The sequence below is a fragment of the Paenibacillus selenitireducens genome, from assembly GCF_002021565.1.
In the GTDB taxonomy this organism is placed as follows: Bacteria; Bacillota; Bacilli; order Paenibacillales; family Paenibacillaceae; genus Paenibacillus_K; species Paenibacillus_K selenitireducens.
Map to the genome: position 1 here is coordinate 301901 of NZ_MSZX01000002.1, position 16764 is coordinate 318664.

22 protein-coding genes are annotated in these 16764 nt (G+C 47.0%); all 22 read left to right on the top strand.

Annotated elements, in window-relative coordinates; all coding sequences use genetic code 11:
* Positions 1–565 precede the first annotated feature (565 nt).
* The 22 genes from BVG16_RS05590 (at position 566) to BVG16_RS05690 (ending at position 16569) form a co-directional block, all read left to right on the top strand.
* The gene (locus BVG16_RS05590; protein ID WP_078497561.1) at positions 566–1789 is read left to right on the top strand and encodes an anaerobic sulfatase maturase; all 1224 of its coding nucleotides are present in this window, start codon (positions 566–568) and stop codon (positions 1787–1789) included.
* Between the two features lie 336 nt (positions 1790–2125).
* Complete coding sequence (locus BVG16_RS05595) at positions 2126–2674, top strand: head-tail connector protein (RefSeq protein WP_078497562.1); 549 nt, start codon at positions 2126–2128, stop codon at positions 2672–2674.
* Positions 2674–3006 (top strand): hypothetical protein, encoded by a 333-nt coding sequence (locus tag BVG16_RS05600; RefSeq protein ID WP_078497563.1) that lies wholly within the window; start codon positions 2674–2676, stop codon positions 3004–3006. The genes BVG16_RS05595 and BVG16_RS05600 overlap by 1 nt, the downstream gene beginning before the upstream one ends.
* A gap of 46 nt (positions 3007–3052) precedes the next feature.
* Positions 3053–3487 (top strand): phage tail terminator family protein, encoded by a 435-nt coding sequence (locus BVG16_RS05605; RefSeq protein ID WP_078497564.1) that lies wholly within the window; start codon positions 3053–3055, stop codon positions 3485–3487.
* 11 nt (positions 3488–3498) lie between these two features.
* Positions 3499–4566, top strand: a complete 1068-nt coding sequence (locus BVG16_RS05610; RefSeq protein ID WP_078497565.1) for a phage tail sheath subtilisin-like domain-containing protein — start codon at positions 3499–3501, stop codon at positions 4564–4566.
* 14 nt (positions 4567–4580) lie between these two features.
* Positions 4581–5021 carry a phage tail tube protein gene (locus BVG16_RS05615; RefSeq protein ID WP_078497566.1) on the top strand — a complete coding sequence of 147 codons (441 nt, stop codon included), beginning with the start codon at positions 4581–4583 and terminating at the stop codon, positions 5019–5021.
* A gap of 45 nt (positions 5022–5066) precedes the next feature.
* Complete coding sequence (locus tag BVG16_RS05620; RefSeq protein ID WP_158081626.1) at positions 5067–5489, top strand: phage tail assembly chaperone; 423 nt, start codon at positions 5067–5069, stop codon at positions 5487–5489.
* A 20-nt stretch (positions 5490–5509) separates the two neighbouring features.
* A complete protein-coding gene (locus BVG16_RS33070; RefSeq protein WP_198957423.1) occupies positions 5510–5674 on the top strand; it encodes a hypothetical protein in 165 nt (54 codons plus the stop codon).
* An 18-nt stretch (positions 5675–5692) separates the two neighbouring features.
* Entirely contained in the window at positions 5693–7381 is a 1689-nt protein-coding gene (locus BVG16_RS05625; protein ID WP_078497568.1) for a phage tail protein, read from the top strand.
* A gap of 12 nt (positions 7382–7393) precedes the next feature.
* Entirely contained in the window at positions 7394–8029 is a 636-nt protein-coding gene (locus tag BVG16_RS05630) for a LysM peptidoglycan-binding domain-containing protein (RefSeq protein ID WP_078497569.1), read from the top strand.
* An 11-nt stretch (positions 8030–8040) separates the two neighbouring features.
* Complete coding sequence (locus BVG16_RS05635; RefSeq protein WP_078497570.1) at positions 8041–9030, top strand: XkdQ/YqbQ family protein; 990 nt, start codon at positions 8041–8043, stop codon at positions 9028–9030.
* A 3-nt stretch (positions 9031–9033) separates the two neighbouring features.
* The gene (locus BVG16_RS05640; protein ID WP_078497571.1) at positions 9034–9303 is read left to right on the top strand and encodes a DUF2577 family protein; all 270 of its coding nucleotides are present in this window, start codon (positions 9034–9036) and stop codon (positions 9301–9303) included.
* Positions 9296–9724, top strand: coding sequence for a DUF2634 domain-containing protein (locus BVG16_RS05645; RefSeq protein WP_078497572.1), 429 nt, complete (start codon positions 9296–9298; stop codon positions 9722–9724). The genes BVG16_RS05640 and BVG16_RS05645 overlap by 8 nt, the downstream gene beginning before the upstream one ends.
* Positions 9717–10769 (top strand): baseplate J/gp47 family protein, encoded by a 1053-nt coding sequence (locus BVG16_RS05650; protein ID WP_078497573.1) that lies wholly within the window; start codon positions 9717–9719, stop codon positions 10767–10769. Before BVG16_RS05645 ends, BVG16_RS05650 begins: the two co-directional genes overlap by 8 nt.
* On the top strand, positions 10766–11326 hold the full coding sequence (locus BVG16_RS05655; protein ID WP_233146897.1) for a YmfQ family protein: 561 nt from the start codon (positions 10766–10768) through the stop codon (positions 11324–11326). The genes BVG16_RS05650 and BVG16_RS05655 overlap by 4 nt, the downstream gene beginning before the upstream one ends.
* The gene (locus BVG16_RS05660) at positions 11326–14016 is read left to right on the top strand and encodes a hypothetical protein (RefSeq protein WP_078497575.1); all 2691 of its coding nucleotides are present in this window, start codon (positions 11326–11328) and stop codon (positions 14014–14016) included. The genes BVG16_RS05655 and BVG16_RS05660 overlap by 1 nt, the downstream gene beginning before the upstream one ends.
* A gap of 11 nt (positions 14017–14027) precedes the next feature.
* Positions 14028–14285: a hypothetical protein gene (locus BVG16_RS05665; protein WP_078497576.1), complete on the top strand. Its 258-nt coding sequence runs from the start codon at positions 14028–14030 to the stop codon at positions 14283–14285.
* Between the two features lie 136 nt (positions 14286–14421).
* Positions 14422–14649 (top strand): hypothetical protein, encoded by a 228-nt coding sequence (locus BVG16_RS05670; RefSeq protein WP_144027303.1) that lies wholly within the window; start codon positions 14422–14424, stop codon positions 14647–14649.
* Positions 14642–14776 (top strand): XkdX family protein, encoded by a 135-nt coding sequence (locus BVG16_RS05675; protein WP_078497578.1) that lies wholly within the window; start codon positions 14642–14644, stop codon positions 14774–14776. The genes BVG16_RS05670 and BVG16_RS05675 overlap by 8 nt, the downstream gene beginning before the upstream one ends.
* An 88-nt stretch (positions 14777–14864) precedes the next feature.
* Positions 14865–15317 (top strand): phage holin family protein, encoded by a 453-nt coding sequence (locus BVG16_RS05680; protein WP_233146898.1) that lies wholly within the window; start codon positions 14865–14867, stop codon positions 15315–15317.
* Positions 15314–16057, top strand: a complete 744-nt coding sequence (locus BVG16_RS05685; RefSeq protein WP_078497580.1) for an N-acetylmuramoyl-L-alanine amidase — start codon at positions 15314–15316, stop codon at positions 16055–16057. Before BVG16_RS05680 ends, BVG16_RS05685 begins: the two co-directional genes overlap by 4 nt.
* Positions 16058–16128: 71 nt before the next feature.
* Complete coding sequence (locus BVG16_RS05690) at positions 16129–16569, top strand: ArpU family phage packaging/lysis transcriptional regulator (protein ID WP_233146930.1); 441 nt, start codon at positions 16129–16131, stop codon at positions 16567–16569.
* Positions 16570–16764 lie beyond the last annotated feature (195 nt).

The window sequence follows — 16764 nt, forward strand, 5'->3', positions numbered from 1 at the left end:
TATTCAGCTATAATGGATGAATACAATATAGGACGTCCGAATGATCTTTGTTTATCATCTATGTTGGATATATGTAGGATAAGAGCCACGAATTCAAGAATATTGGCGTTTTTCATCCTTTTTTATTGGATATATACATTATAGAAGCTTAAATGTATGCAAATCCGTTAAAGTTAATGGATTTATACAACATAGATAACTTCATCAGCAACTCCTTTAACATCTTCAACTTCATTAACATCGTTATAGTTAAAACATAAATTTTTCAGTGCCCTCTTTTTTGAACGGGGATGGAAATGCCCATTTTCCACAAGAAAACTTGATTCTCAGATTGCTTGTTAACCGTTTTTTCTTCTACGAGACGAGATCCACCGAAAAAATAGCCCTCAGCTGACGCCGAGGGCTATTTTTTCGCAGGAGAATTACATGATGCTAGTAAGAGGTGTCCTTCTGGTCATTTTCGCTTAAAAACATAGCTTTTTTAATAGTGGCGTTCCCTAAATAGCGGCATAATGTGTTTAAGCTCATCTTCGCGAGTGTTACGTGAGAAATGGAGGAAACCTAGATGACGACGACTTGCCAGACTACAAGACAAGCAGTACCCGCATCGTTATTATGGAAAACCGTATCTGAAGATTGCAATCTAGCTTGCGATTATTGCTACTACAGCTCTTGTAAGGGACAGCCTTCTCCAGAAATCCGCAGGATTGAGGATTCACTACTGCAGAAGGTCATTCGAGAGATGATGGAACAATCGCGCGGGTTCGCTTCCTTTGCTTGGCAGGGGGGAGAACCGCTGCTTGCAGGGTTGGATTTTTTCCAAAAAGTCGTTCAATTGCAGGCACAATATGCGCCTAGAAATACCGTGATCAGCAATGCGTTACAGACGAATGGCACTTTAATTAATCCGGCTTGGGCAGCGTTTTTCCGTCAGTATTCTTTTCTTATTGGGGTAAGTATGGACGGTCCGGCATGGATTCATGATCAGCGTAGAAAAACAGGCTCAGGCGCGGGGTCCTATGCTAGCGTGATGCGAGGCATCGAAGTGCTTCGTCAAGAAAAGGTAGAATTTAATATACTCACAGTCATTCATGAGACGAACGTATTGGAGAGCGCGGCATTAACCGAGTGGATTGACCAGAATAGATTCAAATATGTACAGTTCATACCTGGAATGGACTTTCGTTCTCAGGATGTAGGGGCAGAGGGCAAATATTTGATCACGCCCAAGCAATACGGACAGTTTTTATGCGAGATTCTGGACTGGTGGTACCGAGATGGGGAGCCAGACGTTTCCGTTCGGATCTTGGATAATTGGTTGCAGCGGTTAATTGGGGAAGAAGCGGAATCTTGCATTCATCGATCAGAATGTCCTTCTGTGCTTGTTATGGAACAGAATGGAGCTGCGTATCCGTGTGATTTCTATATTCACGATGATTATCGGCTTGGCGCAGCGGGTGAACAGTCTCTCGCATCCATGATGCTAGACACCTCTTGGGAGAAGTTTCGGTCACAGAAGGGGAATCTAGCAGATGCGTGTCGATCTTGTGCGTATTTGCATTATTGTCATGGCGGTTGCCCACGTAATCGCGTTCAGGGTTTTGATCATGATAAACCGGGACAAGACTATTTATGCGAGAGTTACCGGATGCTTTATGCATATGGTGAAGAACGGATGCGCAAGCTTGCGAAGAAGATTGTCGCACGACTAGGGCGTAGAATGCCTGCGCGGAATGAACTCTGTTTATGCGGAAGCGGTCGTAAATATAAGCAGTGTTGTGGGCATTGATTCGTAAACCTCTCATATAAGCCTATCAAATAGCTGGTCCTGAGTTTTCGGGAATCGGCTTTTTTGTTGTTGCAAAGAAAAAACAAAGGAAATTCACAGATTGGAATAAGAACGTTTGTTCGTAAAGGTGATAAAGTAATAGCATAGAGATTTGAGGGAAACACGGAACGCCTAATGAAATAAATGAGCATAGACCTCGGCATGAGGCTAATGAAAATCGTAGGCATGGATCGGTGGGATCCTTTGAATCTCTTCTATGGATGAAAAGCAGAAAGGAGGCGGTGCATATGCCGCAGCGTCAGGTAAGAAATGAGGTGATGACCCATTTTAACGACATTGAATCAGGTAAAGAATTTTATTTTTCTACCCGAGCAAGACGGTCCATCTGACTTGCAGCTTACGATGATGATCGGCGCGGTTTCGCAAGCGATCGAAGGATACTGCCGCAGACAATTCGGCCGATCAACGCATACGGAGTGGTATAGCGGAGGTTCCTCTAAGCTGCTGCTTCGGAACTTTCCAGTGCAACAGATTGTTCGCGTGACGACGTTAGCAGGTCAAGAAATCACAAGCTATGAATTGTTAGCTGATACTGGAGAGCTTGTACTGGCCGAAGGATGGCCGAGCGGGGAAGACAATATCAAAATTGAGTATGAAGCTGGGTATGTAACGCCCGATCAAGCCACCGAGACATTGGCAGCGAACTTGCCTGAAAGTATTGAACTTGCTTGTATTCGCTATGTTCAAATGCTGTATGAGGGACAGATCGGGAAGGTATCGGAGCGACTAGGCGATTATGCGGTAACCTATCCGGAGCATTCGGCAGGCAAACTTCCCGCCGTGGTGACGCAGCTTCTCGAGCCAGCCTTGGGACGGTGGTTGTAATGCTTCATTTCATGCAGCAGTCCTGTACGATCCGTCGATTGAAGGTCACATGGGATGAATACAATTCTCCGACCTCTGAGGAATGGATCACATTAGGGAAGGTTCGCAGCCGGTGGAGACGCAAGCAATTTCAAGCACTTGGACCTGACGCGAATGGAGCCAAGCATCAAGTGCGAGAGCGGTATCGGCTGTACCTACCTCTATGGGCAGATATTCAAGCAGGTGATCTGGTCTATGCTCAACATGATCCGGAGCCGTTCGAAGTATCTGCGTCGTGTCGTATCGGAACATCGCATAAGGAAGTGGAAGTCGAACGGGTGCGCAGCCTATGAAGCTGATGACACCCGTTTTATGTTGCACACAAAGGAGCGTGGAAGCATGATGCGGCTTAGTCTAGACGCGATTCGCACGCAATTAAAGGCTATCGCGCCGAGCATTCCGATTTATGTGAAGCCTGTCGCAAGCGGTTTTCGAAAGCCTGCCTTTTATGTACGGCTGATGGAAGGGACCTACGAGGAAACGCATCGTACCGATTATCGCATGCAAGCCAATTGGGAGTTAATCTATTACCCCAAAGAAGATGAAGCAGGACAAGCGGATCCCATCGACATGCTCGAGGTAGCGGATCGCATGCACCAGCATTTTATGGCGCTACCTATACTAAAAGGTTCGGATGGGATCGAGTTTGAACGAACGTCCTTACGCGGAGTTATCCGGTCCGGGGAGTTCGTGCTGCAGCTTGTACTGGATGTCGAGTTAGAGCAAGCAAAAGACGTATTTGACGTGATGAAAGAACTATATATCGAACAATAAGGAGGATTCACATGGGATTACCTAACGTAAATATCGTATTTAAGCAAAAAGCAGCTTCGGCTGTACAACAAGGAGCAGTAGGTGTCGTGGCACTCGTGTTAAAAGATGCATTGGTGACGGAGCTTACCGCATATACGCTTCAAGGATTTGATGAAATGCCGAAAGGGTTGACGGCTGCGAATGAAGGATATGTTCTTCAAGCTTTTATGGGTACGCCAAAACAGGTCAAGCTGATTGTCATTCCGGATCAAGACGCGGACTATACCAAAGCAATGCAATATTTGGAGACCATCTCGTTCAATGTCGTGGCTTTTCCAGGAACAGCTGCAGCTGAAGTTACGGCCTTATCGGTCTGGGCGAAAAATCTGTTCACGAACAAAGAGCGCAAGATCATGGCCGTATTGCCAAATTCGGCTGCGGATCATCCGTCGGTCATTAATTTTGCCACCGATGACATTGAAGTTGGTTCTGCAAAATATACCGCGACACAATACACGGCACGAATTGCGGGGCTTATCGCAGGGTTGCCTTTAACGGTAGCACCGACATTCCAAGTTCTGACGGAAGTGACAAACGTTCCTTCGTTGACCAAAGCTGAAGCAGATGCGGCCGTGAATGCCGGCAAGTTCGTGCTCTACCATGATGGGGAGAAAGTGAAAGTGGCCCGCGGCGTAACGTCGCTTGTAACGACGACAGAAGATCTCGGCGAAGATTGGAAGAAAATCAAAGTCGTTCGCATTCTGAACAAGACCTATCAAGATTTGAAAGAAACGGTGGAAGATTCGTACATTGGGAAGGTGCAGAACAGTTATATGAACAAGCTGCTGCTCGTATCCGCGATGAATGCGTATTTTGAAGCGTTAGAGCAAGAGGGGATTCTGGATCCGGGCAAAAACCGGGCGGAGATTGACATGACCGCACAGCGGACATATCTCAAATCGATTCTAGGTTCAGATGTCGTCGCAGCGATGACCGAACAGCAGGTGAAGGAAGCGAATACGCGCGATAAAGTTTTCCTCACAGCGAAGCAGCGTCCGCTAGACGCGATCGAAGATGTCACATTAACGGTATATCTATAAGGGGGATGTAAGAAATGGCGAATTTTAATGGGGAAAAAGTAATTTCAGGAACATTCGGCGAGGCATGGCTCAATGGGGAGTATATTGCAGAGGTGATGGCGCTTGAGGCGAAAATCGAAATCGAGAAGGAAGATGTGCCGATTGCCGGCAAGTTTGCAACAGACAGTAAGTTCATGGGGTATAAGGGCAGCGGAACATTGCGTATGCATAAAGCCAATTCCCGCATGATTAAGGTGTTGAGCGACAGCTTAAAGAAAGGCATCAATCCGCGAATCCAGATTACTTCTAGTGTGGCGGATCCGTCTGCGGATGGTGCGGAACGTATTTTGATTAAGGATGCGAGCTTTAACGATTTATCCTTGATCAACTGGGAATTGAAGAAGAAGGGTGAGGTGGAAGCGCCGTTTACCTTTACCGATTGGGAAGTGCAGGACTTTATTCAGCCTAGGGGGTAACCTTAGGCTTTTGTTATGACCAAATTTCAAGGAGGAGATCGAATTATGAGTCAACAATCACTAGATCTATTATTAAAAATGGACAAGTCCAAAATGCAGCGCCCAAGCCGAAAAATCGAGCTTAACCGCCTAAGTGTGCTCGCAGGGGAGCCTGTTATTTTTACGTGCCAAGCGTTAACGATGGAGGAGTTCGAAGAAGTTCAGGAGGTCTCCGTTTCTTTTGGCAAAAAAGGAGAGTTAGAAGATTTCAGCACCAATAGTGTGCAGATCTTCACCCTGCTCAAAGGGATCGTGGACCCGAAGCTAACAGATGCGAAGTTGTTGGAATTCTACGGCGCACATACGCCCAAACAGCTCATCGAAGATTCCAAGCTCCTGCTTCCTGGAGAAGTGACACAGCTGTATAACGTCATTTCGGATTTGTCGGGCTTTGGTGAAGAAGCGGTGCAAGAACTAAAAAACGAATAAAATCGGACGGCTACTATGAGATGCTCTATTACTATTGGAGCCGCAAAGGCATTCGCCCAAGCGAGCTTCATAACCTGCCTGCAGGGGAGCAATGGCTGATCCGAGTATTCTATGAGATGGAAATGGAGGAGCGGGAGCGGATTGCGAAGACGGGGAATGTCTGGGCGACGCTCCCGATGTTCTAGAAGGAGGTGAAGTAAAGAATGGCATGCAGTTCATGTAATAAAGCAAGCAGCGGCGGAGCAGCGAACATTTCGCTGAAGCATACGCTTTTTCAAGTGCAGATGGTACAGCGGCAGGTGGACCTGCTGAAGAAATCGATGCGGAACATGCAGATGAATATTCATGTCAAGACGGATATCGTGCGCAAGCAGGTATTGGATTATAAGGCGAAGATCGAGCGTGACGCGAAGTTCAAGTTCGATTTCGAAATGAATGTGGAGCCGAAGATTATTCTGAATCTAAAAGAAATGATTAAGAATACGCTGATCTTCATTGGGGCACTCGCATTGCTCAAACTGGCGGTTAAGAAGCTTGGCAGCGGTATTGCGGTGGAGCCGAAGATTAATCTGAATCTAAAAGAAATGATTAAGAATACGCTGATCTTTATTGGGGAACTTGCGTTGCTCAAGCTGGCGATTAAGAAGCTTGGCAGCGGCACCGTGGAGTACAAGATCAAATGTGTTATAGAAAAATGCAAGCCGCCGAAGAGAACAAAGGTGCAGCTTGTGAAGCCGAAATGTCTGAAGCCAAAGGCTGCCGGAGGAGGCAGTACAGATGGAATTGACCTGCCGCCAAGAAGTGTAAAACACGGTAGTCGACGCAAAAAAACGGCCGGAAGCGGTGGTAAGAGTAAAGGCGGCGGTCTATTCAGTGGGCTTGGTAAAGGGCTCGGCGGTATTGGAAAGATGTTAAACCCATTCAAAATCATTGGTAAAGTGATTCCGATGTTCCGCTTGCTAGGCCCTGTGATTTCGAAGTTATCCCCTCTCCTTATTAAGCTGGGGGACGCGTTCCTGAAAGGAATGGGGAAAAGCTCGGGCGTGATTGAGACGGCGAAAAAACTGCTGGATTCATTCCAACAAGTACTCGTGAATCTGTTCACGGTCGCGGGTCAGCGGTTTGCTCAATTTTTAGCTTGGTTGCAACCAAAGCTGCCAGCGATAACGGGATTCATCTCCGGCGTCATCGCGCAGGCTGTGCAGACATTTGCGCCATTGCTTCCGCCAATTATGCAGATATTCCAGAGCGTTTTTGGTTGGGTCGTGGAGAATATGCCTGTCTTCCAAGCGGCGATTGGGTCGGTATTTAGCGCATTAGCACCTGTTATTCAGACCGTCGTTAGCGTGTTCCAGATGCTCTGGGGGATTTGGATGGAGGCATGGCCAACGATCCAGTCCATTCTGGAGTCTGTGTGGGGTGTGGTGAAGCCGATTTTTGATGTCTTCACAACGGTCGTACAAATCTTGATGGAAGTCGTTCAAAAGTTGTGGGATAACCTGAAACCTGTATTTGAGATGATCTGGGGCGCTCTGAAGCCCATTATTGACGGAATTGGAGAAATGGCCGGCGTCTTCGGCGATTCGCTGAATTGGGTCCTGGAGAAAATAAGCGGCAAGCCTAGCGGCGGGGGAGGATCAAGCGAATCCGATCCGAGCAAGAAACATGCAGCAGGATTACTCACGGTCCCGCGGGATAATTATCCCGCCTTACTGCATCGGAACGAAGCGGTCTTAACGGCTCAAGAGGCAAATCAATATCGCAACGGTCGAAGCGGTGGCGGGATCACGATCAATCTGAACAATCCGGTAGCGCGCGAAGAGGCAGATTTTAAAAAATGGTCGGTCATGCTTCGTACGGAATTAGAAAGTGCCGGGTTCAATATGGCTTAAGGGGGACGTGTAATGATTGAATTTTGGCTTACGTTTAATAACAATGAAGAATCCATTTGGTTGCCCGTCCCGCCGCAGACCTTTGAGGTTCAGACGGGTTTGTGCAATTCAACTGTGACGATTCATGAGCTGGGTGAACTTATGCTGACGGGAAAAAGACGGCTGAAGACGATTACGATCAGCAGTTATTTTCCCATCGTCTATGATGGCCTAGGACAATACCAAGCGGCGCCGCCCCCAAGCGGGTTGATCAAGATGATCGAACGTTGGCGAGATACACAGAAGCCGCTGCGGCTGTTGATTTTGGGACGCGGATTGACGGTGAACGAGGCGATGGTAATTGAGAACTTCTCTTTTTCCCAGAAAAATGGGCCGGAGGATGTCTACTTCACCTTGGACTTGAAGGAATATCGGTTTACGAAAGTAAAAACGCTCCCGCTGACCGCAAAGGAGGCGAACGAGCTTCGTCCAAGACCCGCAGACAAACCGATTCCGAAGATTTATGTGGTGCAAAAGGGAGATACCTTCAAGAAAATCTCCAAAAAAGTATATGGAACCGAATCCAGATATATTGAAATTCAGCGGATTACGAAGATTGTCGATGAGAGGAAATTGACGGTAGGAATGAAGATTGTCTTAGGCGGTTAGGAGGGAGGAGCATGCAAATATTTCATATTTCCAGGTCGGGGCAGAAATCTGACATTACCGATTTGTTAATTCGCACGACATGGAGCGGGGATATCAAAGAGGTGGCGCGTAAGCTGGAAGTATCGGTTGCCGTGAACACGAATGATCCCTATTTTCCTAAGCTGTACATGGATCTGGGCGAAATGTTGGTTCTATTCGACGATACGGGGAAGGAATTGTGGCGCGGTTATATTTTTGCGAAGAGCAAGTCGTTGACAGGGACGGAGACGGCCTATACGGCATATGACGGGCTCATTTATTTGACGAAATCGAAGATTTCGAAAAACTTCAAGAGTATGACTGCAGAGCAAATTACCAAGCTGTTGTGTACCGAATTCGGTGTTCCAACGGGGCAGCTTGCCGCGACGAATAAGCCGCAGTCCTTCGTCCATCATGCGAAAACCGTGTACGAAGCGATTATGACAGGCTATACGTTGGCATCCCATTCGACGAATCGGAAGTATATGCCGAGGATGCGGGAAGGGAAACTGGATGTCGTACTTCTAGGGGGGCAAGTAGCGAAGCGAATTTTGACGGCGGAGACGGATCTGTTGGAGTCTACGTATGACGAGAGCATCGATGCGATGGTGAACCGCGTATTAATCGTGAACGATAAAGGCGGTTTGGAGAAAATTGTGGAGCAAGAGTTGTGGCGCAAGAATTACGGCTTGCTGCAGGACGTGTACCAGAGGGAACAAGGGAAAGATGCGAATCAAGAAGCGCGATCGAAGTTATACGGGATGGATCGATGTGTTTCTGTGCAAGTATTGGGCGGAAAAGACGCCTACGATCTTGTTGCAGGCAATGCCGTGCAGATGATCGAGCATGTGACCGGGCTAACCGGTCTTTTTTATATCGAGAATGATGCCCATTCGTTCGAAAACGGCACGCATACGTTAAATCTTCGGCTCAATTTCGAGAGCGTCATGGATACGTATGAGCCGGAAGCACAGGGGGTGTAGTGGATGTCGGATTTATCTTGGCTGGTTCAATTTATTCGGGATCAGGGAACAAAGGATCGACCGCCGACCCTGCTGCTTGGGCAAGTGAAAAGTGCGATCCCATCTCTTGTCGTGCAAACGCAGGGAATGGAGTTGGATCAGGAAGATCTACTGGTCGCGGCTGATTTAATGTTAAAGGACGCCTTATTGTCAGGAGATACAGTGGCCCTCATGCCGCTGGCGCAAGGACAGCAATTTCTTGTATTAAGCAAGGTGGTGAAGTTGAATGAATGAGGTATTTCCGCTGGTTGATATTCCGCCTGAGTTGATGTTATCGAGCCGTGAGGAGCTGCCGATGTTCCGGGAGTATGCGTGGGATTTCAAGAACGATGAGTTCGTTCTGAAGGATGGGCAGCTCGTGCTGCTGGAAGGGCAGGAAGCGTTAAGAGTCTGGATCTATAAGGCGCTTCGAACAGAACGTTATCGGTACATGGCGTATTCGTGGGATTACGGCAACGAAATGGAGCAATTGATCGGGAGTACATTGTCCCAAGCAGTACAGCATAGCGAAGCGGAAAGATATATTCGTGAAACCTTGCTGGCGCTGCCCTATATTCGAGAGATTCGCGATGTGGAGGTCAGTTCGGAAAGGGATCAATTCAAGATCGAGTTTACGGTAGAAACCGTGTATGGGGAGGTGAAGACGCGTGTTTGAACAACAGAACAGCGCTTCGATTTTGACGCGATTGGTAAATGGCTTTAGACCGCAGGGCGTTGCGAAGCAAGAAGGGACGTTTGTCTACGAGGCGATGGCGCCTATGGCGATCGAATTGTCCCAAGCTTATACAGATATGGATCGGGTGTTAACTCAAGGTTTTGCACAGACAAGCACTGGGTCGTATCTGGATCTTCGGGCTGGTGAGCATGGAGTAACGCGCAAACCTCCGATTGCGGCGCATGGCATTGTGCAGGTAAAAGGAGATGTTGGGGTTGTCATTCCAGCAAAGACGGCTTTTGCTACGAAAAATGGATCCATGTTCCTTGCATTAAGCGATGCCGAGATCGGATCCGCTGGGATGGCGTCAGTGAATGTCGTTGCAGCAGAATCAGGAACAAGCGGGAATATCCCGGCGAATGCCATTGTGTCCGTGGTGGGAAGTATTCCAGGGATTCAACTGGTACAGAACGAAAACGCGTTTACGGATGGCTATGATGGGGAGACCGATGAGGCATTGCTTGGTCGATTGTTAACAAAAGTCCGCAAGCCCGCAACTAGCGGGAATTCCAATCAATATCGCCTATGGGCGATGGAAGTGACGGGCATCTCCGATGCCAAGGTGTTCCCTTTGTGGAACGGCAACGGTACGGTAAAAGTTGTTCTTTTGGACGATGAGCGGCGAGCGCCTTCGACGGCTCTTGTGACCGAGGTTACGGAGCATATCGCAGGCGTAAGGCCGATTGGTGCCAACGTGACTGTTGCGGCAGCAACGGAAGTGCCGATGAACCTAGTAGTCGAGGTGGATTTGGTCGCAGGCGTGACGTTGGAGGAAGCGACGGCTTTGATTTCTAGTGAGGTCCAGCGATATCTGAAGGGATTGTCTTTTACGGATCCAATTGTCCGCTTCGCTCGAATCGCCAACGTGATACTGGATACAGCGACCGTTGTCGATTACGGATCACTGAAGATCAATGGGTCAACCGAAAATATCGCCATCCCGGATGGCAGCGTAGCCGTATTAGGGACGGTGACCGTGACGTGAGCGAGACTGTGAAGGAGAAAATGAAGTCCTATTTGCCAAGCTATTTGTCGGGTTCGGAGATTCTTGGCGCAATGCTGGATACAGAGGCGGTTGAGGTTAGCGATGTGAACACATCCATTGAAGATGTGCTGAACCAATTCTATATCGATACCGCCACCTGGGGGCTGGATCGGTGGGAGAAGATGTGCGGCATCGCGACGGACCTGTCGAAGCCGTTGGATCAGAGGCGTAGCGTGATCAAGTCCAAGCTGCGCGGGATTGGGACGGTGACGGTGGAGCATGTGAAGAATGTGGCGGAGGCGTTTGCGAATGGGGAGGTGGATGTGGCGGAAGATGTGGCTCATCACATGATTATCGTCACGTTTGTCGGTAAATTAGGGCGACCTCCGAATATGGATGATATTAAAAATGCACTCCGAGATATTATTCCAGCGCACCTGGGGATTGAATACGTCTTTAAATATTATCTTTACAACGATCTACTTGTAGAAAATAAAAAATATGAGAATCTAACAAAGATTTCATACGAGAATTTAATTAACAAGGGGGTATCTTGATGGCAACAACACCCAAATTAAATCTACCGCTTATTGACCATACGATGATTGCCGATGTCCCGCGGGATATGAATGCTTTAGCGAATGCGTTGGATGCAAAAGTGGAGACGACAGAGGGAGCACAGGCAAAGGCAGATCACGTTAAGACCTACGTAGATACGGAATTATTGGAAACAGCGTCAAAACCGTTAAACCTAAACTACGGTAAGCAGATCGTTGAAGCAGAGAATACGTGTTTGTATGAGCTGACGGGGTTGAAGGGAAGGACGTTGGTGAACCTACTTGGAAGAAGGAGTAATTTTGAGGACGCACTACCAGTGGATAGAAATCCATCTTTGGCAATATTCGAACTAGATGCAGAACGAGTCAATAATCTGCGGAGTTTAAAAATAACAAACAAGCATGCAGCAGATAGACGTTTTATGTCCTTTTTTGATGCAACCTCGGATATTCCCACATTTTACGCAAATAAATATTACCTTTGTGTTGGACATGTAAAACCACTCACAAATCAAACAGTCGTTGAGATGGCAGGAACATCATTCTTATGCCCGACAATAAATACGTGGACAAATGTTGTATTAAAGATTAATCCAACCACAGACAAAATGTCTAAAATAAACATCATAAGTACAACCGTGAATGACGTGGTGAAAATAGCGGGTTTCAGACTCTTAGAGTTATCTAAAGCCGATTATGATGAAATCGCGACAATGACCGACGACCAAGTAGTCGCGAAATACCCATACGTTGATTCGTTACAGAATGTGGCTAATCCGTATGTTATCGGATATGGGGAGAATTTGTTGCCGCCATTTACGGAGTGGTATCCTACCTCACAAATAAACCTGACACCAGTTTCAGCTTATGAAGCTACCGTAAATAAAAAAGATGGGGCTAATTATGCAACCGCAGGGGCTGAGTTAGTCCTCACGCCTAATACAGATGCACGATTCGCTGTTACTAGAACCGCCAATTTCACAGCGGCGGGTACGTATGGCACATATTTGAATGTGTTTTCGGTTGACGGCGCAGGAAACCAGACGCAAATCAGCCTTGCAGACACATCTTATAACACCACTAAGGGGACGCGAGATTTATACTCAACCTTCCGTGTGCCTTCCGACAGTGTGTATATACGTGTGATAGTAGGTGTTGATACAATTTCAACTGGAACATTCACATTCAAAAACCCGGTGATTACACTCGGCACAGTCGCCAAACTGTTCGTACCCCGTCAAGACTCGATGATTAAGCTAACGACGGAACTAGCGTCTAACGTCGACGGTACGGTCACTGACGAATTGTTCGCGAAGGACGGGCAGTATTGGAAGTTGGCGAAGTGGAAGAAGGTATTGTCGGATGGATCGTCTATTTCATCACCCGGCATGACCACAAAAACAGGCTATAAAGTATTAGCTCTTACCCATAATCAAATCGGCGGTCTTCCTGATAATGTCCACGTAAATATTATTGGTGTAAAGTACGATGGAAAAATACTACCGTTCATGGCAGATGCTACCGCTGGTGTAGACGTGGTAAATATTTATAACAAGACTGTGTATATCTCAGTTTCCAACGCAGACAGCGGATGGGGTGACGCCTACACACCGACAGCCGACGAGATCAAGGCGTATTTTAACGGCTATATTATGTTCAATGGCGCAAATGAACAACCGCCGTATAATGGAACAGGCAAAAAGGCATGGATTGCAATAGATGAAGCTTATCTTGGTTCGTCGGCAACACGTACCGAGGTATGTCCGACGAGCCAAGCACCGAAGGTTGGACGTGCATCTTGGCAACCCTACCAGCTACAATACCAACTCGCAACGCCTACCATTGAGCCGATCCCGCACGAAGGCAAGTTAATGTTGCATAATGGTGCGAATCTCATTGAATGCGGTGTAGGCATGGAAGTACACGAACATACCAACCCTGCATTTTCAGTAGCTTACGATACTTATGAAATAAATAGTATCGGTAAGAACCCTTTAGTTGCCGTCAATCCACTAAAGAATAAAGTATCAAAAATTAGAACTGTTTTTCGTAATAGAGTTCCTGATACAAAGTGGATTTCCAATACTGATGAAAATTCAAATGGGGCCATGCGGGTATTTTGTAAGGCTTCGGATTACAACACAACAGCAGTTTACCACGTCACCTATACGCGCCTTGAGAATAACGTCCCATTCACTTCAATCAACGGGCAAGTATCTGGGAATATACGCGGGACGGTGAACGATTTAGTCGATAGCGCGACACAGTTGGATACGCGGTTGAGCATTGTTGAGCGCATGAAAGTCATGAAGGATTCCCACGCGTACATCCACCCAACGTTGTTAAATGGGTGGGTTCCTTACGCTGCGACCGCTGGTGACGATCAATCGTATGATACAGCGCGGTACTATAAGGACGGAACGGGTCGTGTATACATTAGTGGAATCATCAAAGGTGGGGCAATAACAAATGATACGATACTCTTTGTGTTACCAGTCGGGTATCGACCGCATGGACTCGAAACGTTTGCAACTGTTCGACTTCTGTCATCGGATTTAAGCAACTACAAAGAGGAGTTAACGCGAATCGCTGTAACTTCTGCTGGGGACGTCATGATTAAAAACGTGTTAGGAACGGCGGGAAATGCGTGGCTGAATCTCTCCGGTATTTCGTTTCAATCCCAAAAATAAGGAGGAAGCACATGAAAGAAGCAATCATAACAGACCTTAACGGTCTATACGTCGAGCCAACGCTTGTTGCGGATTCCGTGACAGGCGTTTTTGTTATCCAAGAATACCCGAAACCTGAGCCGAATGAAGACGGTACGTTACCGTCGCCCCCAATCGAAGACGTTGAACTAATTGATACGGGGTACACGATAGCCTACGTCGTACCCGCTGGATTTTATAAAGCCAAAGTTCGACGTTGCGGGTTACGAGGCAGCAAAGGAAGCGTATGAGACAGCGCTTGACGCCTATTACGTCGCTCTATCGAAATGGGACGAAGAAAGCGGAGAGGATAAACCTGCGCCGCCAAAAGCAGTGAACGGTTCGGACTTTTGGCACGAAGGATTAGCGCCGGAAGAGATCGAAGAGATGAAACCCGTTCCTGTTCCCGATCCTATTGAAATGCTTGGCGAACAGATGGTACAACGTGAACTTGAGGCGCATGAGTTGCGGACGCAAAACGAGGTCCTTGGCAATCAGATCGTCGAAAAGGACCTGCAAATACTCGATCTTAAAGCGCAGAATGACACAATTAGTGGCAATGTAACGGCGCTGGAATTACGACTACTCGAATTGGAGGCGAAAGCAGATGTTTAAAAATGATTATGAACGATTAGCCTATTACTATGAAAAAGGTTGGGCGAAAGAACCACAACTTCGCCAATATGTTCAGTTTGGGGTTATAACGAATGATGAGTTAGAAGCGATCATCAATAACAATTAAGTAATCTTTCTAATTTTGTAGAGTATCAACTTCAACAACAGCCCTCGGCCATCCGCCGAGGGCTATTTTTCCTAAGGAGAATAAAATAATGGATAAGCTATTTGTTTCTTTATTCGGTGCGGTCTTGGTACCAGGGTTTGAATTTCTATACGGAGGAGGTGGGATGGTGAGGGCGATGATGGTGGCGTTGATCTTTTTTGTATGTTTGGATTGGTTAAGCGGCATTCGGGCCGCACAGAAAGATAGCTCTTATGCAAGCAAGTATGGGATCGATGGCGTATTTCGGACATTTTTCATTCTTTTATTACCAGCTGGCGGCCATTTACTAGATAAAGCCTTCCAAATGCCGGATATCTTATTCGGGGCCTTGGCAGTTGGTGTACTTTATCACAATCTACAATCCATGACAGCGAATGCGATTCGAGCGGGGTGGGGAAACTGGTTCCCGGAGTGGTTGATGGCAAAAATTACAGAGTGGGTGAGCAGCGAACTAGATAAGAAAACACAACGAGCAGAATTGCGGAAGGGAGAATCAAAATGACGAAAATCGTAGTATGGGATCCTGGACATGGAGGGAAAGATCCGGGAGGTGCAGGGTACAACCTGCAAGAAAAAGATGTCGTGCTCAACATTGCGACACAAGCAGCGAAGCTGTTGGAGGAACAATACGAAGATGTCAAAAGTTTAATGACACGATCGACGGATGTGTATGTCGAGCTGAAAGCACGAACGGATTACGCGAATAACGCGAAAGCTGACGTGCTGGTATCTATTCATTGCAATGCCGGAGGCGGCAATGGAGGCTTTGAATCTTTTATATACAACGGCAATGTATCGGATGCAATAATCCAATTTCAACAAAACTTACACAAGTCCATTATTCAAAAACTACAAGCCAATCAGGTTCTCGATCGCGGACCCAAACGGGCAAACCTTCATATGTGCCGGGAGTCCAACATGCCTGCGGTACTAACTGAAAATCTTTTTATCGACGTGGCAAAGGATGCAGCACTATTGAAACAACCAGAGATCATCACGGCAATCGTGCAAGGACATGTCTCTGGCGTAGCGCAATTCCTTGGACTCAAGCCCAAAAACACGGGTGGAGGAAGTTACAATATTTCAACAGACGTGACATTAAGCGTAAACGAACAGCCTATTTCAGACGCGCTGATCATCAACGGAGTTTCGTACGCACCCGTTCGTTCCTTAGGAGAAGCCCTAGGAGCAAGCGTGAACTGGGATGCAGCGAACAAACATATCACTTTGACGAAAAAATAAGAACAAATGTTCTGTAAATGTGTTATAATGGTCTAACCAAGACGAACAAGGAGGGACCTCGATTGGAACAAATGATTATCCCCCAAATGCAGGAATTGGACCGTAAGCGAACACAAGCGGCTGTAGATGACGCGCTGGAAAAGTATCGATTTTTCAAAACGATCACGTTCGAGGCTCGAGAGACGAGTGTTACTGCCTCTTACCAAGATCGTCCGCAAGGGGCGACCAACCATATCACAGATAAGACAGCGGGTATCGCTGTTTATAACGTGGACGAGCCGGAGAAACGCAAGTTATATTGCGAACGAATCGAACAGATCATTGATCATCTTCCTCAACGGGAACGCATCTTAATGGCGGAATTAATCAAGAAGGACCGCGTATATAATTATGTGGTGTATAATCAAGTATTTGATCCGCCTATTAGCGAGTACACATTTTACAAGGTAAAATGGGAGGCGACGAAGAAGCTCGCATACGCCTTAAATATTCAGGTATTCAAAGAGCAATAATCTAAAGTACTCCAATTCCCCCGAACAAGCACGGTTGGCGGCATTTTGGTGGCATAATATGGTTTGAAAATCAACCATGAACAAGCCGAACATGCCCTCAGCCAACCGGCTGCCATTCTTCACGTAAGGGTAGAATCCCTTACCACTCCACTACTATTCCACTAACGAGAAATGCAAAACCTTCCTACACGGAAT